The organism is Streptomyces sp. NBC_01445 (genome assembly GCF_035918235.1).
Classification (GTDB): domain Bacteria; phylum Actinomycetota; class Actinomycetes; order Streptomycetales; family Streptomycetaceae; genus Streptomyces.
Window position 1 is genome coordinate 9,264,380 of record NZ_CP109485.1, and the last position, 22,557, is coordinate 9,286,936.

The 22,557-nt window shown below is 70.1% G+C and carries 20 protein-coding genes; 11 read left to right on the top strand and 9 right to left on the bottom strand.

Going from position 1 to position 22,557, the window contains the following annotated elements; all coding sequences use genetic code 11:
* The first annotated feature begins 44 nt into the window (after positions 1-44).
* Positions 45-692 (top strand): hypothetical protein, encoded by a 648-nt coding sequence (locus tag OG574_RS42235; protein WP_326777534.1) that lies wholly within the window; start codon positions 45-47, stop codon positions 690-692.
* 138 nt (positions 693-830) lie between these two features.
* On the opposite strand, the gene OG574_RS42240 is transcribed toward OG574_RS42235, so the two are convergent.
* Entirely contained in the window at positions 831-1,598 is a 768-nt protein-coding gene (locus OG574_RS42240) for an MBL fold metallo-hydrolase (RefSeq protein ID WP_326777535.1), read from the bottom strand.
* 357 nt (positions 1,599-1,955) lie between these two features.
* On the opposite strand from OG574_RS42240, the gene OG574_RS42245 reads away from it, so the two are divergent.
* On the top strand, positions 1,956-4,790 hold the full coding sequence (locus OG574_RS42245; protein WP_326777536.1) for a right-handed parallel beta-helix repeat-containing protein: 2,835 nt from the start codon (positions 1,956-1,958) through the stop codon (positions 4,788-4,790).
* On the opposite strand, the gene OG574_RS42250 is transcribed toward OG574_RS42245, so the two are convergent.
* Complete coding sequence (locus OG574_RS42250; RefSeq protein WP_326777537.1) at positions 4,777-5,439, bottom strand: ArsR/SmtB family transcription factor; 663 nt, start codon at positions 5,437-5,439, stop codon at positions 4,777-4,779. The two genes, OG574_RS42245 and OG574_RS42250, sit on opposite strands and share 14 nt — an antisense overlap.
* 159 nt (positions 5,440-5,598) lie before the next feature.
* On the opposite strand from OG574_RS42250, the gene def reads away from it, so the two are divergent.
* From def to OG574_RS42265, 3 genes are all read left to right on the top strand, one after another.
* Positions 5,599-6,219, top strand: a complete 621-nt coding sequence (gene def, locus OG574_RS42255) for a peptide deformylase (protein WP_442816885.1) — start codon at positions 5,599-5,601, stop codon at positions 6,217-6,219.
* 40 nt (positions 6,220-6,259) lie between these two features.
* The gene (locus tag OG574_RS42260; RefSeq protein WP_326777539.1) at positions 6,260-7,072 is read left to right on the top strand and encodes a HEAT repeat domain-containing protein; all 813 of its coding nucleotides are present in this window, start codon (positions 6,260-6,262) and stop codon (positions 7,070-7,072) included.
* Positions 7,073-7,141: 69 nt separating this feature from the next.
* A complete protein-coding gene (locus OG574_RS42265) occupies positions 7,142-7,972 on the top strand; it encodes an SDR family NAD(P)-dependent oxidoreductase (RefSeq protein ID WP_326777540.1) in 831 nt (276 codons plus the stop codon).
* A gap of 67 nt (positions 7,973-8,039) precedes the next feature.
* Here OG574_RS42265 and OG574_RS42270 read toward each other — a convergent pair whose 3' ends face one another.
* Together OG574_RS42270 and OG574_RS42275 are read right to left on the bottom strand one after the other, a co-directional pair.
* Entirely contained in the window at positions 8,040-8,918 is an 879-nt protein-coding gene (locus tag OG574_RS42270; protein WP_326777541.1) for a glycoside hydrolase family 16 protein, read from the bottom strand.
* A 227-nt stretch (positions 8,919-9,145) separates the two neighbouring features.
* Positions 9,146-10,186, bottom strand: coding sequence for an Lrp/AsnC family transcriptional regulator (locus OG574_RS42275; protein ID WP_326777542.1), 1,041 nt, complete (start codon positions 10,184-10,186; stop codon positions 9,146-9,148).
* Positions 10,187-10,289: 103 nt separating this feature from the next.
* On the opposite strand from OG574_RS42275, the gene OG574_RS42280 reads away from it, so the two are divergent.
* Together OG574_RS42280 and OG574_RS42285 are read left to right on the top strand one after the other, a co-directional pair.
* Positions 10,290-11,492 carry a M20 metallopeptidase family protein gene (locus OG574_RS42280; RefSeq protein ID WP_326777543.1) on the top strand — a complete coding sequence of 401 codons (1,203 nt, stop codon included), beginning with the start codon at positions 10,290-10,292 and terminating at the stop codon, positions 11,490-11,492.
* Entirely contained in the window at positions 11,489-12,964 is a 1,476-nt protein-coding gene (locus OG574_RS42285; protein ID WP_326777544.1) for an MFS transporter, read from the top strand. Before OG574_RS42280 ends, OG574_RS42285 begins: the two co-directional genes overlap by 4 nt.
* Positions 12,965-13,147: 183 nt before the next feature.
* Here OG574_RS42285 and OG574_RS42290 read toward each other — a convergent pair whose 3' ends face one another.
* Complete coding sequence (locus OG574_RS42290) at positions 13,148-14,344, bottom strand: acyl-CoA dehydrogenase family protein (RefSeq protein WP_326777545.1); 1,197 nt, start codon at positions 14,342-14,344, stop codon at positions 13,148-13,150.
* Between the two features lie 30 nt (positions 14,345-14,374).
* Complete coding sequence (locus OG574_RS42295) at positions 14,375-15,973, bottom strand: class I adenylate-forming enzyme family protein (RefSeq protein WP_326777546.1); 1,599 nt, start codon at positions 15,971-15,973, stop codon at positions 14,375-14,377.
* Between the two features lie 156 nt (positions 15,974-16,129).
* Here OG574_RS42295 and OG574_RS42300 point away from each other — a divergent pair, with 156 nt between their 5' ends.
* The 3 genes from OG574_RS42300 (at position 16,130) to OG574_RS42310 (ending at position 19,506) form a co-directional block, all read left to right on the top strand.
* The gene (locus OG574_RS42300; protein WP_326777547.1) at positions 16,130-16,726 is read left to right on the top strand and encodes a TetR/AcrR family transcriptional regulator; all 597 of its coding nucleotides are present in this window, start codon (positions 16,130-16,132) and stop codon (positions 16,724-16,726) included.
* 220 nt (positions 16,727-16,946) lie between these two features.
* Positions 16,947-18,218: an SLC13 family permease gene (locus tag OG574_RS42305; RefSeq protein WP_326777548.1), complete on the top strand. Its 1,272-nt coding sequence runs from the start codon at positions 16,947-16,949 to the stop codon at positions 18,216-18,218.
* 52 nt (positions 18,219-18,270) lie between these two features.
* A complete protein-coding gene (locus OG574_RS42310; RefSeq protein WP_326777549.1) occupies positions 18,271-19,506 on the top strand; it encodes a CaiB/BaiF CoA transferase family protein in 1,236 nt (411 codons plus the stop codon).
* On the opposite strand, the gene OG574_RS42315 is transcribed toward OG574_RS42310, so the two are convergent.
* Together OG574_RS42315 and OG574_RS42320 are read right to left on the bottom strand one after the other, a co-directional pair.
* Entirely contained in the window at positions 19,454-20,101 is a 648-nt protein-coding gene (locus OG574_RS42315; protein WP_326777550.1) for a CatB-related O-acetyltransferase, read from the bottom strand. The genes OG574_RS42310 and OG574_RS42315 overlap by 53 nt on opposite strands.
* Before the next feature lie 51 nt (positions 20,102-20,152).
* Entirely contained in the window at positions 20,153-20,383 is a 231-nt protein-coding gene (locus tag OG574_RS42320; protein WP_326778783.1) for a peptidoglycan-binding domain-containing protein, read from the bottom strand.
* On the opposite strand from OG574_RS42320, the gene OG574_RS42325 reads away from it, so the two are divergent.
* Positions 20,358-20,870, top strand: coding sequence for a hypothetical protein (locus tag OG574_RS42325; protein WP_326778856.1), 513 nt, complete (start codon positions 20,358-20,360; stop codon positions 20,868-20,870). The two genes, OG574_RS42320 and OG574_RS42325, sit on opposite strands and share 26 nt — an antisense overlap.
* Positions 20,871-21,327: 457 nt before the next feature.
* On the opposite strand, the gene OG574_RS42330 is transcribed toward OG574_RS42325, so the two are convergent.
* The gene (locus tag OG574_RS42330) at positions 21,328-22,500 is read right to left on the bottom strand and encodes an RNA-guided endonuclease InsQ/TnpB family protein (protein WP_326777551.1); all 1,173 of its coding nucleotides are present in this window, start codon (positions 22,498-22,500) and stop codon (positions 21,328-21,330) included.
* Between the last annotated feature and the right edge of the window lie 57 nt (positions 22,501-22,557).

The following is a 22,557-nucleotide window of genomic DNA, read 5'->3' on the forward strand; positions in this document are numbered from 1 at the left end:
CACCCCTACTTACGAATCCGCTGGTGGTGGTTCGACTGCGGCTGGTGAGTCTGCTGGTGGTGGTTCGACTGCGGCTGGTGAGTCTGATGGTGGCGGCACCACTCCCACTTACGAGTCCGCTGGTGGTGGTACGACCGCAGCTGGTGAGTCTGATGGTGGCGGCACCACCCCCACTTACGAATCCGCTGGTGGCGGTACGACTGCGGCTCGTGAGTCTGATGGTGGTGGTTCGACTGCCGCTGGTGAGTCTGATGGTGGCGGCACCACCCCCACTTACGAATCCGCTGGTGGTGGTTCGACTGCCGCTGGTGAGTCTGATGGTGGCGGCACCACCCCCACTTACGAATCCGCTGGTGGCGGTTCGACTGCCGCTGGTGAGTCTGATGGTGGCGGTACGACTGCCGCTGGTGAGTCTGCTGGTGGTGGTTCGACTGCCGCTGGTGAGTCTGATGGTGGCGGTACGACTGCCGCTGGTGAGTCTGATGGTGGCGGTTCGACTGCCGCTGGTGAGTCTGATGGTGGCGGTACGACTGCCGCTGGTGAGTCTGATGGTGGCGGTACGACCGCGGCTCGTGAGTCTGATGGTGGCGGCACCACCCCCGCCCGTGAGTCTGATGGTGGCGGCACCACCCCCGCCCGTGAGTCCGGCGGTGGCACTCGTCCCACCACGCCCACAGTGCCGAGGGGCGTAGAGGCTGGAGACGGCGGAAGCCTTTCCAAGCCCGACGCCGCACAGCTCCTGGCGGGCGCCGCCCTGGTGGCCGGTGCCGTGGGCGCTGGCGTGTACGCAGCCAGGCGCCGCTCCGGTTCGCAGGACTGAGACAGTCTGGTTACGACCTCCGCCGCGCCGGAGTCGCACGTTCGCGTGCCGTCCTGGCTGCCTCGCCCACCGACCCGTGGTGCACCGGGCCGTGCCCGGGCAGCAGCATGTCGCCCGCGAGGTTCTCGAACACGTCCAGGGAGTCGCGGGTGCGATCGCGGTCCCTGTCGAACATGGAGGGCAGGAGCTGAGGTCCCCGCATGCGAGAGATCGGGTGGCCGGTGACCAGGCCGTCGCCGGAGATGACGATGCCCGCGCCCGGGAGGTGGTAGGCGCAGTGGCCCGCGGTGTGCCCGGGGGTGTGGACGGGGACGGGGCGGCCCGGCAGGTCGAGGGCGCCCTCAGTGGGGAACGGCTGGGCCCGGTCGACGCGGGCGTCTGTCGTCCCGCCGGAGCGCAGGGCGTGGACGGCCCAGGGCAGGACACCCGGGCGCCAGCCGTTGCGCAGGATCCGGCCGAGCGAGACCTGGTGCAAGAACTCGCGCCGGGCGTGCGGAACTTCGGCCTCGTGCGCGTACACCGGTGCGTCGAAGGTGCGGCTGAGGTAATCGGCGGACCCGAGGTGATCGTTGTGCGCGTGGGTGAGCAGGATCGCCGTAACCGCCTCGGGGGAGTGGCCCGCCGCGTCCAGTGAGTCCAGGACCTGCTGCCGGTCGCCGGGATAGCCGCAGTCGATGAGAGTGACGGCGTCGCCCTCGCTCAGGATCACCCAGTTCGTGTTACTGCCGTGGACCAGATGAACGCCGTTGGCGGCGTGGACGAGGGTGTCTTCGCGCATGACGGACCGCATCTCTTGAGATATGCCGCTGGTGGGCGGGGGCCGGGGCCGGGGGAGCGTGGGGTGGCGGGGGTACCGCAGTGACCGGTCTGCGACTGCGGTCGCAGGCAGGGTAGTTGATCGCCTGCCCGCCCGGATGCCTTCGACGAGGAGTCGCGCCGATATCGCGCCGATACGTGCCGGATCCCTTGACAGTCATCCGATGAATTTATAGCTTCCGTGGCCAGAAGCTCCTCAATTGAGCCGACTACCTCGCAAACGTTGGATGTTCGGTCCGTAGATCGATGGTCAATCCCGACCTGCCCAACCTGCCCAACCTGCTCACCCAGCCCGATCTGCCCGGCCTCAGGAGTCCCCGTGCGTTCTGTCCCTGGTTTCCGCAAGAGCCGAAGATCCCCGCTTCCCGGTCTGCTCGCCGCGGCGGTGGGTGTGACGCTGGGCTTCGGCGCCGCGACCGCGCCCACCGCGTCGGCGGCCGCGGGTGGCGTCAAGGCCGTCACCCTCCACGTGGCGCCCACCGGCAGCGATCGCGCCAACGGCTCGGCGGCCAGGCCGTTCCGCACGGTCGAGCGCGCTCAGCGAGCCGCCCGCAAGGAGGCGCGCAAGCACCGGGCGAGACCCGTCGACGTCGTGGTGCACGCCGGTACCTACCGCCTGGACCGCACCCTGACGTTCGGCCCCCAAGACTCCGGCACGGACCGCGCCCCGGTCCGCTACCTCGCGGCACCCGGTGAACGCGTCGTCATCAGCGGCGGCCGTTCGCTGCGGCCGGACTGGAACTCGTACAACGACACCATCAAGGTGGCCGACATAGGCGCCGGGCTCGACTTCGACGGCCTCTTCCTCGACGAGGAACGCCAGATTCTCGCCCGCTACCCCAACTACGATCCCAAGACGGCGATCCTGGGCGGCTACGCGGCCGACGCCATCTCGGCCCAGCGTGCCGCCCGCTGGAAGAACCCCACCACCGCACTCGTACGAGGCCTGCACCAGGGCGAGTGGGGCGGCAACTCCTACCGGGTCACCGGCCTGAAGGCCGACGGCACTCCCCAGCTCGACTGGGTGGGCGACAACAACCGCGGCAGCGGCCTGCACACCACGTACCGCATGGTGGAGAACGTCTTCGAGGAACTCGACGCCCCCGGTGAGTGGTTCTACGACAAAGCGGCCGGCAAGCTCTACTTCTTCCCTCCGAAGGGCGCCGATCTCGCCTCGGCGCACATCGAGACCGCCGAACTCGACGAACTCATCAGGGTGCAGGGCGGCGGACCGGACGACGTCGTGCACGATCTGAGCTTCTCGGGCTTCGCGTTCGCCCGTACCCACCGCACCCTCTTCGACCAGCCGTACGAGAAGCTCCAGCTCGGTGACTGGGCGATCGCGCGCGCCGCGGCGGTCCACCTCAAGAACACCGAGAACGTGGCCGTGCGCGACTCGCTCTTCGACCAGGTCGGCGGCAACGCCCTCTTCGTCGACGGCTACAACCGCGAAGACACCGTCTCCGGCAACGAGTTCAGCCACTCGGGCGCCTCCGACGTCGCCGTGGTGGGCAACCGCGACGCCGTGCGCGAGCCGTCCACGTGGGACAGCATGCGCAAGACCCTCACGGACACCACCCCCGGTCCGAAGTCCGAGAACTACCCGCGCGACATCCGCGTCAGCGACAACTACATGCACGACAACGGGCAGTTCGAGAAGCAGACCTCCGGCGTGCAGATCTCGATGAGCCGGCGCGTCACCGTCGACGGCAACACGCTCCACGACGGGCCGCGCGCCTGCGTCGACATCAACGACGGCACCTGGGGCGGGCACGTCATCGAGAACAACGACATCTTCAACTGCGTCAAGGAGACCTCCGACCACGGGCCGATCAACTCCTGGGGCCGCGACAGGTTCTGGCCGCTGACCGCCGACGACGCGACGAAGAAGTCGTACGCGAAGCTCGACGCGATGGACACCACCGTCATCCGGCACAACCGGATCCGCCACTCCTCGCACTGGGACATCGACCTCGACGACGGCAGCTCGAACTACCTCATCGAGGACAACCTCCTCCTCAACGGCGGGGTGAAGCTCCGCGAGGGCTTCCACCGGACCGTGCGCAACAACATCTTCGTCAACGGCGGCGCCCACTTCCACGTCTGGTACGCGGACAGCGGCGACACGGTGGAGAAGAACATCTTCGTCACCGGCACCCCGTACAGCCTGATCCAGGCCGACATGGCAAAGAGCAGGCCGACCGTCGACAACAACCTGTTCTGGAACAACGGCAGGCCGGTCACCGGTGTGACCGACGCGTGGCGCGCCCTCGGCCTCGACACGCACTCGGTGACGGCCGACCCCAAGTTCACCGGGGCCTCGCCCTTCACCGACCCGAAGAAGCTCGACTACACGCTCCAGGCGGACTCCCCGGCCCGCACCCTCGGCTTCCGCCCCTTCGCGATGGACGGCTTCGGAAAGGCCGGCAGCCCCACGCCGCCCCCGCTCGAGTGGGTCGACGACACCCCGACCGACACGCTCGACGCCTTCCCGGAGCCGCTGCTCGGGGCGTCGGCGACGCGCATCTACTCGGACGCGGTCAAGTCGGCGACAGGACTGACCGACTACGACGGACTGCATCTGCCCACCGTCCCCACCGAGTCGGAGGCGTACCGGCAGGGCCTGCGCACGAACGACGTCATCCGGGAGATCGGCGGCAAGAAGGTCACCGGCCGCGACAGCTTCTGGAGCGTCTACAACCGCTCAGCACCAGGCGTCGACGTCCCGCTGACGATCTGGCGCAACCAGGCGGTCGTCCAACTGACCGTCCATAAGCCCGAGTCGGGCGAGCAGATCAACAACACGTCCGGGGTCGTGTACGCCGGTTCGGGCTGGGACTGGAAGAACGCGTCTCGCGGCGGCGCGGGCGGCTGGGCCGACGACGTGCACGCCACGCAGAACAGGGGCGACTCCTTCGAGCTCACCTTCAACGGCACGGCGATCGACGTCATCACCCAGATCAACAGCGACGAGGGGCAGGTCGACCTCTACGTGGACGGGCAGCCGGTGGGCACGATCGACAACTCGAGCCCCACGCGGCAGCATCAGCAGACCGTGTTCAGCAAGTTGGGCCTGACGCCGGGCGAGCACACCATCAAGGGTGTGATGAAGACGGGCAGTTATCTGATCGTGGACAGCTTCAAGGTCCGCTAGGCCCGTCGGAGTCCGCCCTGCGGCCAGGGCCTCGGGCGGGAGCCGCGTCCTCGTCGAGCAGAGGGAACAGCCGCGCGACGGCCGCGACCGCCACGGTGTCCGCCGGGCGCGTCGCGGCCGCGTCGTGACGCGCCTGGAACTCTGTCATCAACTGGCGGATGGATGCGGTGAGTTGGGTCACCTCGTCGGGGCTGAGGCGCAGCACTGCGCTGAACGACTCGTCGTGACGCCACGCCGCCGGTGCCTGTTCCAGGTGAGCGAGGCGGTGCCGGTAGCTCTCGTCCTCCAGGCTGTGGGTCAACGCGGTGAACTCCACTGCGCCGGCCTGGTCCGGCAGGTGGTCGGACTCCCAGCGCAACTGCCACGGACGCGCCCGTCCGTCCATGGGCGGCGCCTCCTCGATGAGGCCGTAGCGCGCGAGCTGGCGCAGATGGAACGAGCAGAGGCCGGAGCTGTGGCCGAGCCGGGCGGCGGCCTCGGTGGACGTCACGGTGCCGACCTCGGCGAGCAGGTCGAGGAGCGCGATCCGGACCGGGTGGTCGGGCAGGGGCCGGCGCGTCGCTCCGTGCGGCGGGATCCACGGGCCGGGGCCTGGGGCGGAGCTGGGACCGTGGCCGGTGGACGGTGCGGGCCGTTCCTTGTCGCTCATTTTGCAAAGAGTGCTACTTTGCAAAGCAGTTGGTCAAGTCGGTCAAGTCCGCCGAGCCGGACCGGGACGCGCTCCGGCCCGGTCCTCCTTCGGCCTGCTCTGGAGGCGTCAACGCCCATGGCTGTCCCGTTCAGTGACGGAACATCACGCGATCTCCGGATGAGAGTGCAGGGTGTCCCCGTGGACTCGTTCCCTGTGCTCCCGCCGGAGGTCGCGCGCGGAACGGTGCGCCGCATCACGGTCGTGGGGGAGGATGTTCTGCACCGCCGCTGCCGCGAGGTGACAGAGTTCGAAACCCCCGAACTCGCCCACCTCGTCGACGACATGTTCGCGACGAACGCGGTCGCGGACGGCGCGGCCATCGCCGCCAACCAGATCGATGTGGACCTCCAGCTGTTCGTGTGGGACATCACGGACGACTGGGGCGTACGCCACGTCGGACACATCGCCAACCCCGTCCTCGACGAACTGCCCGCCGCACAACGCGTCCTGGCCGAGGAATCGGAGGGATGCCTGTCCGTCCCCGGCCCCTACAAACTCGTACCCCGACCGGACCACGCAGTCGTCCGAGGGCGTGACAAGGACGGCAATCTGCTGGTGATCGAGGGCCGCGGATACTTCGCGCGCTGCCTGCAACACGAGACGGACCACCTCTACGGCCGTACGTATCTGGACCGGCTCGCCCGGCGCGAACGGAAGGCGGCGCTGGATGAGATGGAGGCAATGAAGGGTGACGTGTTCGCCCGGCGCGCGGCCCGCGCGGCCGAGCTGGGCAAGTGAGCCCAGCCTGATCCAGACGAAGGACCCTAGGATCGCGGCCATGGCGATGTTCGTACACCTGACCCCCCAGGCCAACGCGGCGCGCATCAGGCGGGCGGGTATCCGGGCCGTCAGCCGGCACCGCGACGGCGGGCGTGGCGTGTACTGCTTCCCCGTGCTCGCGTCGTACGCGCTCACGCACCAGTGGCTGCGGGAGCTGGCACGGCACGGTGGGCCACGCGGGCTTGTCGCCGTCCAGGTGCGGCTGCCGGACGACGAGCCGGTCACGGTGGGCCGGTACAACCGCGACCCGCTGGCGACGACGGCCGGCGACGCGGTGCGCCGGCTGGCCGCGATGGACGACCCGCGCGGGTGGGAGGTGTTCCTCCCCCGGGCGGTCACCAAGCGGGAGGTGCAGCGCGTCCGAGCCGTCCGTCAGGTGACCGGATGGCGCTACTTCCCCAACGCGCACGGCGTCGTGCCGTGCACCTGCGCGGGCTGCCGGGTGCGCGGCGAGTACGGGTCCCGGCGGCTGCGTGAGCGCAGGCCGCACCCCGACGACGGCCCGCCGCCCCCGGCGCCGGTCCTGCTGCGACGGGTCGAGGCGGCCGGAGAGCCGGGCGACGCCACCGCGCTGTGCGAGGCGCTGCGCTGGTTCGGGCTGCGCCGGCGGGGTCCGGTCGCACGCCTGTCGCGGCTGGTCGACCACCCTGAGCCGGCGGTGCGCGAGGCCCTCGCCGACGCGGTCGCCGGCTGGTCGACACCGGGGGTCGACGCACTCCTCGAACGCCTCGCGGCCGACACGGATCCCGACGTACGGGAGCTGGCGGCGGCCGTCGTCGAACGGCGGGAGGAGAGGCGTACGCCTCGCTGAGTGGTGGTGGGAACACCAGGCGTGGCACGCTCTCCCTTACGCGGCGTCGCGCCCGTCAGGATGGGCGTCATGAACCCACGCATCACCTTGATCACCGGAGCGACCCAGGGGCTGGGCCGTGGCATCGCCCTCGACCTCGCCGCGCGCGGCGAGACCCTCCTCCTGCACGGCCGTGACGCGGGCCGGCTCGAAGCGGTCGCCGCGGAGGCGCGGGCGGCCGCACCGGACACCACCGTCCGTACGTACCTCGCCGACCTCTCGGACCTCGACCAGGTGCGCGCCATGGCGGACCGGATCCGCGACGCCGAACCCCGTCTCGACGTGCTGGTCAACAACGCGGTCGCCGGTGGCGGCGCGGAGCCGCTGCGGCGGGAGCTGAGCGCGCAGGGGCATGAACTGCGGTTCGCCGTCAACCACTTGGCCCCGTACGCCCTGATCCGCGGCCTGCTTCCCTTGCTCAAGGCCTCCGCGCCCGCCCGCGTCGTCAACGTCGCCTCCCTCGGGCAGGAGCGCATCGATTTCGACGACGTCATGCTGGAGCGGGACTACGAAGGGCTGCGGGCGTACTGCCGCAGCAAGCTCGCCCTGATCATGGCGACGTTCGAGCTGGGCGCGGAACTCGAAGGCACGGGTGTCACGGTCAACGCCCTGCACCCGGCGCATCTCATGGACACGGAGGGAGTGCGCGCGCACGGCCTCACCCCGGTGACGGGAATCGACGAGGGGGTACGGCCGACGGTGCGGCTGATCACGGACCCGGAGCTCGGGTCCACCACAGGCCGGTACTTCGACCGCTTCACGGACACCCGCGCCCACGAACAGGCCTACGACAAGGAGGCCCGTCGGTGCCTGATGGCCCTGACGGACGAGCTGACCGGGTACGGCCCGGCGGCACCGTGAACCGGACGCCGATGTCCCGGGGCGGCGGGTCCGTCGGACACCGGCCGTCCCGGGACACCGTCCCCTCCTACTGGGTGGTTACGTGGACGTAGTCGACGACGAGCTGCTGGGGGAAGCTCGTGCTGCCGTCGGGGTCGCCCGGCCAGTAGCCGCCGACCGCGAGGTTGAGGATCAGGAAGAACGGCTTGTTGAACGCCCACTGGTTGCCGCCGACGTCGGCGGGCGTTCGGGTCTGGTAGACGTTGCCGTCGACCGACCACTTGACGGAGTTCGGGGCCCAGTCGACGGCGAACGTGTGGAATCCGTCCGCGAAGGCCTGCCCGCCGGGCAGCGTGTAGGCCGCGCCGATGCCGCCCGAGCCCGAGTATCCGGGGCCGTGCAGCGTGCCGTGGACCGTGCTGGGTTCGAAGCCGACGTTCTCCATGACGTCGATCTCGCCGCTGGCCGGCCAGCCGACGCTGCCGATGTCGTCCCCGAGCATCCAGAACGCGGGCCACATGCCCTGCCCGCGCGGCACCTTCATCCGGGCCTCGACATGACCATAGGCCTGGGTGAACTTGCCCGAGGTGTTGAGGCGGGCCGAGGTGTACTCGCAACGCCCGTACCAGCACTGGTAGTTGTTCGGGTTCTCCTTGCGGGCCGTGATGACCAGGTTGCCCTGGCCGTCCAGCGCGGCGTTGCTGTTGCCCGCGGTGTAGTACTGCCGCTCATGGTTGTTGACGTTGTCGCCGGTCTCGATCTGCCACTTGCCGCCGTCGACGGCAGAGCCCGCGGCGCCGTTGAAATCATCGGTGAACGTGGCCGCGGCGGCGGCTTTCGCGGGACTGTCGAGGGGCGCCGGGGCGGCGGACGCGCTGCTGGGCATCGCCGCCAGGCTCGCGGCGCAGCAGGCCAGGGAGGCGGCGTACAGGGAGGCGCGGCGGCGCCAGGATGAGCGCACGGTCATCACATCGCTTCACGTGGGGGGTCGTGTGGGGGGTCGCGTGCATGACAAAGAAGCAAGCGAAGCATCCGGAAGTGAACGCCGACGACGGCCACTTGAGGCACTTCCTTCACTTCTTGATTTAAAGGAGTGGCCACCGTGGCGTCAAGGAGTTGGCATGTACCAAGTGACGGGAGCGGCGCGGCGGCGCGTTCGAGCGTCGATGCCGGCCGCGGGAAGCGGGCGGGCCCTCACGCGTGCGGCAGCCCGCTGACGTCGAGCGGTACCGCCCCCACGTGGTAGCCGCGCTCGTCGAGCAGGTGACTGTTGTGCTTTATCGGCCACAGGGCCACCGCCCGGTCGGCGACGGTCAGCCCGGGCACTCGCTCGGCCAGGCGCACCTCGAAGCGCTGGGCGTCGTCGAGCGAGCGGACCCAGGCGACGAGTTTGAGATTGTGGCGGGCGATCACCGCGGCGCACAGACGCACCTCGCGCATGCCGGTGACCAGCGCGGACACGGCCCGCAGGTCCGCGGGCGCGACCTTGCCCCAGAGAATTACCGACACCGGCCACTCCGACAGAGGGCGCGCCACCTCGCAGCGCGTCTGCACCATGCCCGCCGCGAAGAGGCGGCCCGTCCGGCGGCGGACGGTGTCGGGGCTCGCCTCGCAGACGTCCGCGAGAGAGCGGTACGTGGCGCGGCCGTCGACCGACAGTGCGGCCATGAGGCGGTGGTCGAGGGCGGTGAGCGGGAACACGGGCACGTCAGGGCCGGGCGCCCCCTCGGCCGCGAGGCGGGCGATCTGGCCCCCGCCGAGCGCGCGCAGACGCCAGCGGCTCCCCTCGGTGTAGACGGTGCTGGCCAGTTGGGTGCGGGTGGTGACGATGCCGTCCATCTTGCCGAGCCGGTGGGTCACCCAGCGAGTGAGCGCGACCGGGTCCGGCGCCATCACGGTCAGGAGCAGGTCACGGTCGCCGCTGACGTGCGTGACGGCGGACACGTGCCGCTCGGCGGAGAGTTCGCGGGCGACCGGCAGCAGGCTCCCGTTGGCGCAGTCGACCTCGACGAAAGCCAGGCAGCCCTGGCCCGACGCCGCCAGGACCGGTGCGGGGTGACAGCTGATCCAGGCCGCCCCCCTGTCGGTGAGCCGGTTCCAGCGCCGGGCGACCGTCACCGCGTCCATGCCGAGGGCGGCGCCGATCCGGGCCCAGCCGGCGCGCGGCGCGATCTGGAGCGCGTGCACCAGTGCCTGATCCGCATGGTCCAGCGCATGCACGTAATCCTGCGTCATCACGCTGCTCCTGCGTCTTTCCTGGGAGTTTCAGCCCTGAAATGCCTCATGGCATCAGTCTGGCCTCGTTACCGCCGGCACCGTACCAGGAGGTTCATCCAGCATGTCGACCACGGAACGAGCCAAGGAACTTCAGCCCGAACTGGCCGGGCTGCGGCGCTCCCTGCACCGTGAACCCGAGCTCGGACTCCAGCTGCCCCGCACCCAGGAGAAGGTCCTCGCGGCCCTCGACGGCCTCCCGCTGGACATCACCCTCGGCAAGAACCTCAGCTCCGTGACGGCGGTCCTGCGCGGCGGGCATCCGGGCGGCGCCGTCCTGCTCCGCGGCGACATGGACGCCCTGCCCGTCGCCGAGAAGACGGGGGTGGACTACGCCTCGCGGACCCCGGGCGCCATGCACGCCTGCGGCCACGACCTGCACACGGCCGGGCTCGTCGGCGCGGCCACCCTTCTCGCCGAGCGCCGTGAACACCTGTGCGGCGACGTGGTGTTCATGTTCCAGCCCGGCGAAGAGGGTCACAACGGCGCGGGCGCGATGATCGAGGAGGGCGTCCTCGACGCGGCCGGGAAGCCCCTCGACGCGGCCTACGCGCTGCACGTCGCCGCCAACCGGGTCCCCGGCGGCCTGATCGCCTCCCGTCCCGGCACCATCACCTCCGCCTCCGACGTGCTGCGAGTGACGGTGCGTGGCAAGGGAGGGCACGGCGCGACCCCGCACAGCGCCAAGGACCCGGTCCCCGTCGCCTGCGAGATCGTCACCGCCCTGCAGAACTGGGTGACCCGCCGCTTCGACATCTTCGACCCGGTGGTCGTCACTGTGGGCAGCTTCCACGCCGGTACGAAGCAGAACGTCATTCCTGAGACGGCCGAGTTCGAGGCCACGGTGCGCAGTTACTCCGAGGCCAACCACGAGCGCCTCATCGAGGGACTGCCCCGGCTGGTCCGCGGGATCGCGGACGCGCACGGCATCGACGCGGAGGTCCACTACGACGTGGCCTATCCGGTCACCGTCAACGAACCCGGTGAGACCGCCTTCGCCCTCGACACAGCCCGCGACCTGTTCGGTGCCGACCAGGCCTGGCAGGCCCCGCACCCCGCGAACGGCTCGGAGGACTTCGCGTTCGTCCTCCAGCGCACCCCCGGCGCGATGCTCCTCGTCGGTGCTGCCCCTGAGGGTGTGGACCTGGACGAGGCTCCGATGAACCACTCACCGCACGCCGTCTTCGACGACCGGGTCCTGTACCGCCAGGCCGCGCTCCTCACCGAACTCGCCGAGCGCCGCCTCGCCGCGGGCGCGGCGGCATGACGGCGCCGGGGAAGCCCGACGGCTGCCCCACTGCGCGAACCACCTCGCCCCCTCCCCAGGCCAAGGTCGCCGCCGTGGTAGGTCTGCTCGTCGCCTTCGAGCTGGTCAGCGGACTGCTGCAGGGCGCCGCACCGCCGCTGATCCCGGAGGTCGAGAAGTGGCAGCACCTCAGCACCGCCCAGGCCCAGTGGTTCACGACGGTCCAGTTCTTCGCGGCCGCCGTCAGCGTCCCGGCCTTCGGCCGCCTCGGTGACCTCTACGGCCACCGGCGCCTTGTCCGCGTGGCGCTCGGCTGTGTCGCCGTGGGCACCGTCCTGGTCGCCCTCGCGCCGAACCTGCCGGTCCTGCTGCTCGGCCGGGCACTCATGGGCCCGTTGGCCGCGCTGCTGCCGCTGGAGATCGGCCTGGTGCGTGACCGCCTCGACGTGGACGGCGGCCGCCGCGCCGTCGGGCTCCTGGTCGGGGCGCTCACCCTCGGGTCACTCCTCGGCCATGCGCTGGTGGGGCCGCTCCTCTCGGCCGTCGGCGGCCTGCGCCCCACGCTCGCCGTCCTCGCGGCCCTGGCGGTCGGGTGCCTTGTCGTGTCCTTCCTCGCCATCCCCGAGTCGGCCGTCCAGGCGACCGGCCGCATGGACTGGGCGGGTGCCGTTCTCCTCGCGGTCGCCCTGGTGACGCTGCTCGGCACGATCTCGCGCGGCACGGCCTGGGGGTGGCTCTCCCCGCGCACACTCGCCGCCGTGGCGCTGTCCTGCGCTCTGCTGTGGTGGTGGGCCCGCGTCCAACTGTCCCGCCCGCACGCCCTGGTGGACCTCCGGGCGGTGGCCCGTCGCCGAGCGGCTCCCTACTACGCCTCCGGGTTCGTGCTCGGCGTGGTGATGATGGGAGGACAGGGGGTGGCCGTCAGCTTCCTCGCGGCGTCGCCGGGCGACGAGGGCTACGGATTCGGCCTTGTCACCTGGCAGATCAGTGTCTGGGGCGCGATCCCGCACGTCATGGCCTTCCTGGGCTCAATGCTGTGCGCGGGGATCGCTGCGCGAATCGGGTACGCGCGCACGCTCCTCGGCGCGTTCGCCCTGATCGCCGTCGGCAACGCCGGCCTGATGGCCGCCCACTCCACACTGCCGCTGTTCGCGGTGGCGTACGGGGCGGTGGGCATCGGCATGGGGCTCGCCCTCGGCGGCCTGCCGTCGGTCGTGGTGGAGGGCAGCACCTCCGACCGCACGGCGAGCGCCGCCGCCGTCTACAACAACCTCAAGACACTCGGGGGCAGTGTCGCCGGGGCGGTGTTCGCGGCGGTCCTCGCCACGCTGGTCGTCGGGACGACGGACACACCGACACTCACCGCGTATCTGACCGTATGGGGCCTGGGGATCGCCGTGAGCGTCCTGGCGGCGGGCGCGCAGTTGCTCGTGCGCCGCAGCGCCTGGCAACGGGCGAGCGCTGTCGAGGGGGCCGGCCGCCCAGCCAATTGACAACCCCCTCCCGGTTCCGCCAGGAGGATCTCGGTCCCCGCCACGACGGCGGGGACCGAGGCCTGTGCGGGTACGTGACATCCCGTCACCGGGCGACGTCAGGCGCACGCGAACGACCCCACGGCCGTGAGGGCCTGTGGGGTCGTCCGGTCCGGCCGGCGCTCCGGCGCCGGGGTGGCTCGGTCAGGTGAGGAACGCCAGGCCCTTGGCGATGCCGTTCTTCTGGATCTCGGAGGTGCCGGTCAGGACCCGGAACATACGGACCTTGCGGAAGAGGTACTCCACCTCGTTGCCCTGCGTGAGGCCTTCCTTGCCGTGGATCTGTACGGCCTCGTCCAGGATCCGGAAGGCGGACTCCGCGACGAAGAGCTTGCACATGAAGGCTTCGGTCCGCACGTCGGCCCCGCTGTCCAGGGCAGCCAGGGCGGCGTACGTCATCGAGCGTGCGGCGTAGAACTCCGTGGCCATGTCGGCGACTTTGTGCTGGATGGACTGGAGCGCGAGGAGGGGCTGTCCGCCCGCGACCTTGCGGTGGCGGGTGCGGTCGAGTGTGAGGTCGAGGGCGCGCCGGGTGGCGCCGAGCACGGTCGGGCAGTGCAGGAGCCGGTTCGTGGTGACACGGCCCAGGGCGATGCGCATGCCCTCGCCCTCCTGGCCCAGGAGGTTGGCCGCGGGTACGAAGCAGTCCTGCAGGACGATGTCGCTCTCGATGTGCTCCCCCGACATGGGCGTGGCGCCGTCCAGGACGCGGCAGCCGGGGCTGTCCAGGTCGATGAGGAAGGCGGAGAAGGACGGCTTCGTGTCCCCGTCCCCGCCCCCGTCAGCCATGCGGGCCACCACGATCGCGAAGTCCGCGAAGGGCCCGGCGGAGCTGAACACCTTGTGCCCGGTGATGCGGTAGCCGTCGCCGTCGCGGACGGCCGTGGTGCGCATGGAGCGTACGTCGGAGCCGGCGTCCGCCTCGGTGAGCGAGAAGCAGCAGGCGCGCTCTCCCCGGACCAACGGCAGCAGGTACTTGTCGAGTTGGTGTTCGGTGGCGTGCCGCAGGATGTCGCCGGCACGCAGCGGACCGCCCATGTCACCGAGCACGCAGTGGCCGAGGACGCGCCCGGAGGCACCTATCTCCTCCTTCAGTGCCGCGAGTTCGGTGTACGAGAGGGCCTGGCCGCCGAACTCCTCGGGGAGGTGGATGCCGTAGAAGCCGAGTTCGCGGCTGCGCCGCCAGACGGCTTCGAGGTCGGCGCGGGTCAGCCGGGACGTGTGGGTGATGCCGCGCTCGCGTTCGTAGTCGGCGAGTTCGCCGTCAAGGTGGTCGCGGAGTGTGGCGACGAGGTCGGCGAGGCGCGGCTCGTCGTAGGTGGGGCGCAGGGAGAACGTCATGTGCGGGTTCCTCGTTCAGGTCGTTCGGGGTCAGTTCACGCGGCGGGCCGAGCCGGCCCAGAACGGTTCGCGCACGGCCTTGCGGTCGAGCTTTCCGTTGCGGTTGTGGGGGAGTTCGGCCACGAAGTCCACGGAGCGGGGCTTCTTGAGCCGGTCGAGGCGCTGTGCGCAGAACGCGGTGACCTCGTCCGCGGTGAGGCTGTGGCCGGGGCGGGTGACGACGACGGCCTTGACCGCCTCACCCCACTTCTCGTCCGGAACGCCCACGACGCAGGCCTCCTGGACGGCGGGGTGCTCGTAGAGGGCTGCTTCGACCTCGGTGCAGTAGATGTTGAACCCGCCCGAAATGATCATGTCCTTCTTGCGGTCGACGAGGAACAGATAGCCGTCCTCGCGCATCCACGCCAGATCGCCGGTGTGTACCCAGCCGTCGCGGAAGGTCTCGGCGGACAGCTGGGGCTCGTTCCAGTACGCGTGTACGCAGTCGGGTCCGCGCACGATGACCTCGCCCACCTCGCGCGGCGGGAGCTCGTGGCCCGCGTCGTCCACGATCCGGATCTCGGTGTCGAACATGGCGCGCCCGCAGGACTGCAGGAGTTCGGGGTCCTCGGCGACGGCGCGTGCCGTCTCCGCGCTGCTCAGACCGGCGACCACGCTGGTGGTCTCGCCGAGGCCGTAGCCCTGGGCGACGACCGGGCCGAACAGGGCGACCGCGTCCCGCAGCCGTTGGGGTGAGATCGGCGCGCCGCCGACGCGGACACTGGTGAGTGAGGAGAGATCACGCTCGGCGGCCCCGGGGTGGGCGAGGACCATGTTCAGCATGGCCGGCACGAGGAACGTCGCGGTGATGCGCTCCTTCTCCACGGTGTCCAGGAAGGCGTCGGCGCTCCAGGTGGGCAGGACGTACGTCGTCGACCCCCCGAAGACCCCGGCGAGCAGCCCCATGCCGGTGGCGTGGGTGATGGGACCGCACGCGAGGTATCGGGTGGTGGGCCGTGGCCGTGACTCGTCGTTCATCAACTGCTTGCGCATGTTGGCCAGGCGGTTGCCGGCGGTCTGGACTGCCGCCTTGAGCGCGCCGGTGGAACCGGACGTGAAGTTGAGGACGCATGCGTCGCCCTCGGAGACGTCGACGCGGACCGGTTCGGTGCTGCCTTCGGCGAGCAGGTCCCGATAGCGGACGACCGCGCGGGATTCGGGGGTGTCGACGACCGGGGGTGTGCCCTCGTGGGCCGGGGCGTCCTCCAGCTGGACCGGAACGCAGCCGGTGCCCGCCGCGGCGATCGCCGCCAGCGCGTCCTCGCGGTGTGCGGCGTCGAAGACCAGGACGCGTACGGGCGCGTACCGCAGGATGTGCTCGATCTCGCCGCGGCCGAGCCGGGCGTTGATCGGTGCCCGGGTCAACCCCGCCTTGTAGAGGGCGAATTCGACCTCCACGAGCTCACCCCTGTTCCAGGCGAGTGAGGCGACCGCGTCACCGGGACGCAGCCCGCGCGCGACGAGGGCGGACGCCAGACGGTTTGTCTCGCTGTCGAGGTGTGTGTGGGTCCAGGTGCGTTCGCCGCAGACGAGGGCCGTCCCGTCCGGCCAGTAGCGGGCGCTGCGGGAGAGATAGGTGCCGAGGTTCATCGACGTACTCCAGAGCCAGAAGATTTACACTCTGATCACTCTGATCAATAGCCGACAGCTTGTTCAATAACGCATGGACTGTCAAGGCTCTCCTAGACTGGGGCGCGACGACTGGGGCCTGCGTGAAGGCCGGCCCGGCAACCGTGGAAGGCAGCGATGGCTGAGGACAGAAGGACCAGGCGTACGCGGCGGGCCCTGGCGGACGCGTTGGTGGAACTCGTCCTGGAGCGCGGCTTCAGCGCGCTGAGCGTGGAGGACATCACGGAGCGGGCCGACGTCGCCCGCGCCACCTTCTACAGCCACTTCAAGGACAAGGACGCCTTGTTCGCGCGGGTGACCGCCGACCTCCTCGACGAACTCGGCCGGCGCCTCGCCCCGTCCGTCGCCGGGAGCGCCGTGGGCTTCACGGGGAAGCCCCTCCTGGAGATGCTCCGGCACGCCCGCGACGAGCGTGACCTGTACCGGATCGTGCTGCGCGGGGAGGGTGACGGCAAGCCTCTCCAGATGTTCACGGACGTGTGCGCCGCGAACACCGAGCAGGAGTTCCGTGCCCGCGCCGAGCGCAACGACGTGAAGCCGCGCATCGATTCGGAACTGCTCGCCCGCGTCTGGGTCGGGGAGCAGGTCGCCGTCCTGCGGTGGTGGGCCGAGAGCGAGACGCCCCCCGCCCCCGCCGAGGAGGTCGTACGGATGCTGCTCGACCTCGCCCTGCGCGGCCGTTACTGGGCGAGCGGGTTCGACGCGCCCGAGTGACCCCGGCGCCGCACGGCGCACCCCGCGCGAGACGCTCACCGGCCCCGCCGCCTCCCGAGGCGGCGGGGCCGACTGCTGCCCTGGAGGCGGCGTTTCTCTCCTTTTCTTCCCTGCTCCTCCCTCTTGAGTGGCGACGGCACCTGACCTACATTGCTGATCTCATCGCAAGATATTGAACAATCTGTCCTGTATTGAAGAGCCGCCCACGGGAAGAGCCCGCATGTCCGTGCCAGAGGTGCTGTCCATCGTCCTGCTCGTCTCCGCGTTCGGCCTCGCGATGTGGCGCGACGTCAACGTGGGTCTCGTCGTGCTGCCCGCGGCGTTCGTGATGTCGGTGATCGCCGACATCCCCAAGGAGGAAGTGCTCGCCGGGTTCCCCGCGGACCTCGTCGTCCTGATCCTCGGTGTGATGTACATGTTCGGCCACGCCCAGCGCAGCGGGGCCATCGACCGCCTCGTCCATCTCATGGTCGGTCTGTCCCGAGGACGCGACTGGTTCCTGCCCTGGAGCATGTTCCTGGTCGCGGCGGCTCTGAGTGCCATCGGGACGCTGCCCAGTGCGACGGTCGCCGTCGTGCTCCCGATGGCGATGCGCATCGCCCGTACCAGGGGGATCGACCCCGTCCTCATGGCCGTCGTGGCGTGCGGCGGAGCCGGTGTCGGAGGGTTCTCGCCGCTGTCGCCGTGGGGTGCGCTCGTCAAGGAACTCGCCGGGAAGCTCGATGTTGCCTACTCGCCCGCGATGCTGTTCGCCGGGCTCGCGGCGCTCAATCTGGTCCTGGCGCTGATCGCCTTCTTCGCCCTGGGCGGTGTGCGGCTGGTGCGTGACTCCCGGGTGCGCAGGGTCACCGCGCAAGAGGGCGAGGTGCCGGTCCTGCGAGGCGCCGCGCCGGCCACCCCGTACGAGACCGGGTCGCTGATCGGCCTGGGCGTGTCCGTGATCGCGGTACTGGGTTTCGGGGTGTCCGTGAGTTTCGTGGCGTTCCTGACCGGCCTCATCCTCCAGCTGGTCTTCCGGCCCGACACGCGGCGTGTGGTCGCCGAACTCCCTTGGTCCGTCGTTCTGTTGACCAGCGGAATCATGGTGTACGTCGGCGTGTTGGAGCGGACGGGCACGCTCAAGGCACTCTCGGGACACCTCGGAGGCATCGACAGCACCCTCCTGGCGGTGCTCGCCGTCTCCTACCTCGCGGCGCTCTTCGCGACGGTCGAGTCCTCCACGGTCGCCGTGCTCGGCGTAGTCGTCCCGCTGGCCGCCGCGGTGCTGCCACACGCGGACCGGTCGCAGTTCACCGTGTTGCTGATCGCCGTGTGCGCCACGATCGGTGCAGTGGCGATCAGTCCCCTCCACCTGGGCGGCGGCCTGATTCTCGCCAACATCGAGGAGGCGGACACGCCGCGCGTCTTCCGACGGCTGATGGCCTGGTCCGTCGGCGCGGCGCTGGTACTGCCCCCGGCCCTTCTCGTCCTTCCGCTGGCGACGGGCCTGTGACCCGACGCCGGCGCGTCACATCCCCAGCCCTCCACCAAGGAGCCGCAAAATCATGGCAGTTGAAAAGCAGGACCCGGAAACGGCCGAGCAGTTCGAGCCCGTCAGTGATGCGCACGGCGGACCGCCGGACTGGTCCTTCCTGACCGGCAAGCGCGTGCTCGACCTGTCGCGGCTGCTGCCGGGCCCGTACGCCACCTCGATGCTCGCCGACGTGGGCGCGGACGTCATCAAGATCGAGGAACCCGACGGCGGGGATCCCGCGCGTGCGGCGCCGGCGCTGTTCGAGGCGCTCAACCGCAACAAGCGCTCCGTCACCCTCGACCTCCGAGACGACACGCACCGGGCCGAGTTCCTGCGCCTCGTCGGCACTGCCGACGCGGTGGTGGAGAGCTTCCGCCCCGGCGTCCTCGACCGGCTCGGCCTCTCCTATCCCGTCCTGCGCGAGGCGAACCCGATCGTCCTGTGCTCCCTCAGCGGATACGGCCAGACGGGACCGTACGCGAACAAGCCCGGCCACGAACTGAACTTCCTCGGCCTGTCCGGGTTCTTCGCCGTCCCCGGGCGCATCGACGGGGAGATCACCCGGCCGGGCGTGCGGGTGGGTGACATGGCGGGCGCGATGCAGGCGGCGTTCGCACTGACCGTGGCGCTCGCGGGCGCGGCCGCCACGGGACAGGGGCAGCACATCGACGTCTCCCTCACCGAATCGATCGCCGGCTGGTGCGCCCTGTTCGCGCTGCCCCTGGCCGATGCCGGGGATCCGCTGAAGAGCGGGCTCGTCCAAGGCGACAACGACGTCTTCCGCACGGCCGACGGACGCCTGCTCTCGCTCGCCACGTTCGAGGACAAGTTCTGGCGGGAGCTCCGCACCGCGCTGGGTGCGGAGTTCCCGGGCCTGGACACGGACGCGTACGACCGTCGGCCCGCTCGTACGGCCGCCAAGGAGAAGGTTCGCGATCTGCTGACCGCGGTGTTCGCCACCCACGACTACGCGTGGTGGGAGCGCACGCTGACCGAGATCGGCGCGCCTTGGGCACCCGTGTTCACCGAGGCCCAACAGCTCCTCGACGACCCGCATCTGACGGCAAGAAACCTGTTCTCCCGGGCCTCCGGTCCTGCGCCGCAGACGCGCTTTCCGGTCCGCTTCGGATCCGGCCTGAACACCTTCCGCACGCCGGCGCCCGAACTGGGCGCGCACACAAGGGAGGTGATGGGAGCGATGCCCGCCGCCCCGATCACCGCGGCTTCGGCGCCACGGCCTCCAGCGCGTCGACAGAGCCGGACATGACCGTGCGCACGTGCTCGGTGAGGTGCTCGAAGGGCCAGTCCCACCACGCGAGGGCGAGCAGGCGCTCGACGTCCTCGTCGGAGTGACGGCGGCGGATGAGTTTCGCCGGGTTGCCACCGACGACCCCGTAGTCGGGCACGTCGTCGACGACCACGGAACCCGAGGCGATGATCGCCCCGTGCCCGATGCGCACGCCGGGCATCACCGTGGTGCGGTAGCCGAACCACACGTCGTTCCCGACCACCGTGTCACCTCGGCCGGGCAGTCCGCTGATGAGATCGAAGTGGTCCGCCCACGAGCCGCCCATGATGGGGAAGGGGAACGTCGACGGGCCGTCCATACGGTGGTTGGCACCGTTCATGATGAACCGCACGCCCTCGCCAAGCGCGCAGAACTTCCCGATGACCAGCTTCTCCGGCCCGTAGTGGTACAGCACATTGCGCGTCTCGAAAGCCGTCGGGTCGTCAGGATCGTCGTAGTACGAGAACTCGCCGACCTCGATCAGCGGCGAGGTGACAAGCGGCTTGAGCAGCACGACCCGCGACTGCCCCGGCATCGGGTGAAGCACGGTCGGATCGGCGGGCACGAGCGACATGACAGGTCAACTTCCTCACGTGGTACGGGACGACGATGGACGGCCATGCTCTCAGCCGCGCCGGGTCTCCGACTCCAGCGCGGCCCGCGTCTCGGGACCGTACACACCGGCGTCCTCGTCGATGCCGCGGGCCACCTGATAGCGGTGGACCGCGTCCGCGACATCGGTCGAGTACCTGCCGTCGGCCGGCTCCGTGTACAAGTTGAGTCGGGTCAGCCGTCGTTGGAGGTCTTTGACCTGACCACCGTGGCTGCCGATGGACAGGACTCGGGCGCCGGACACCGGGCGGGCGGCGGAAGACGCCGTGGGCGCGGGTGCGGAAGGCGTCGCGGCGGAGGACTTCGCCGAGGTGGACGAGGGTGCGGTCGCCGAGGTGGACGCCGTTCCGGAGGCCGCCGACGACGGGCCGGGGGAGCGGGTCGCGTTCGCGCCGCCGTTCTCGGGAGAAGCCTCCGCAGACCGTGACGAGACAGATCCGGACGGCGCGGGCACGGCGGAATCGTCCGCCGCCGACACGGTCTGGCTCGGGCCGGTCCCGGAGCTGAACACGCCACTCGCCACGGCGATGACGGCGGCCGCCCCGACACCCAACGCCGCGGTCCCGACGATCACCCACTGGCGCCTGAGGCGCGCGGCTGGCCGACGACCGCGACCGGCGGCGACGACATGCTCCGAAGTCCGGACCGACATGCCCTCGACGGCCGGCCCGACCCCGACCGGCCCCTCGAAGAGCTGCAGATCCTCCTGGGCCACCGTCCCGGCGGACTGACCGGGCGGGGCCACCTGCCCGAACACCGGGTTCGCCGGCACCGCCGGTGCGGACGTCGCGCAGCCGCACGCCGGCTGCTGGCCGGCAATCGGTTCGGACCCGCACAAGGGGCAGCGCTGTGCACTCACGTGAATGGCCCCTCCTCCGGGCGGCCACAGCATATGCGGTGATCAGGTGAAGCCCGACGGTGATGCCTGCCCGACCGTCACCTGACCAATGGAGCCCCGCCGCGGTCTGCCTTTGACGAGTGGATGTGCGAAATGGGTATCGCTCGATACAGTCGTCCCATTACAACTGGTTGTGGGGACAACCGGAGCGCCTTGGGGAGGGCCTGCAACACATGAGTCGACGCTCCAGTGGCTCGGTCGGCGTCTGGGGTCAACTACCCGGTCGTGAAACGATCGGGCTTGCTGCTCGAGTCATCACTGGCTGTGATGGGGTCGGCTGCGTCCAGTTCTCACGCGATGAGGTTGAGTTCGGGGGCCGTTGACTGAGCCCCGCAGACCCACACCATCCAGCCGCGTTGGCGGATGTTGTGGGACGCGTTGTGGTCTGCGTGATCAACGAATCCGCAGACCCGGCACGCGAAGACGGCCTGGGAGGGCCGGTTTCCGCGTGCGGTGTGATGGCACTGGGAGCATTCCTGGCTGGTGTAGGCCGGGTCGACGTAGACGACCGGTACTCCGGCCTTCTTCGCTTTGTAGGCGATGAACGAGCCGAGTTGGGCGAAGGGCCAGGAGTGGAGCGTGGTGCGTTGGGGCTTTCTCAGCCGTGCCCGCTCGCGGATGCCCGTGAGTGTCTCGAGGGCGATCCCGCGACCGGTGCGTTCAGCCTCCGCCACGATCCGTCTGCTGATCTTGTGGTTGATGTCCTTGTTCCGCCGGGCTTCCTTGCCCGCGTGCTTCTTCGCCCGCCGCTTGGCTGACTTGGTGTTCTTCTTCTGCAGCTTGGACCGCAGCTTGCGGTCCTGCTCCCGCTTGCGGTTGATCCGCCTGCCGCTGTGGCGCTCGCCGTCGGAGGTGGCCGCGATGTTCACGATCCCCAGGTCGACTCCGAGGAACCCGTCCGGATGCGTGTTCAGATCCCCCTCGGGGATCTCGCAGGTCGCGATCAGGAACCACTTCCCGTCCCGGAACAGCAGGTCGGACTCGCCCTTGCGGTGCGCAGCCAGGACCTCCAGCTGCTCGGCCTGCCCCGTGAAGGCCACGCCCTTGAGGCGGCCGGCGGTGGTCCAGATCGATACCGTGTGTGCCTGGTGCTGCCAGGACAGCATCCGGTCGTCGTAAGGCTGCGCCGCCTGGGGCCGGAAGACCACCGGTTTGCCCGAGGCGCGGGCGTGCCGCCTGGAACTGGGCCGCCCGTAGCGGCCGTTGCGCAGGTTCGCCTTCAAGGTGGTGTAGGCGTCGCAGGTCTTCTTGATGGCGTGCTGGGCGGCCTGCGCGCCCAGCCCCCACCTCTCCCGGATCTCGGCATAGGTGTGCTTGCGGAGCTCCAGCGGGCGTCGCGTCTCGTTCTCGAATGCGACGGACGCGGCCCACGTGGCGGCCTCGTTGCAGGCGTGCAGGGTCGCCTCAAGTGCCGCCGCCTGTAGGGGCGTCGGCAGCAGCTTCACCCGCACCACCAGCTTCACGATCAGCGAACCTATACACCCGGACGAAGACCCACCACACGTTCGCCCCACCTCACC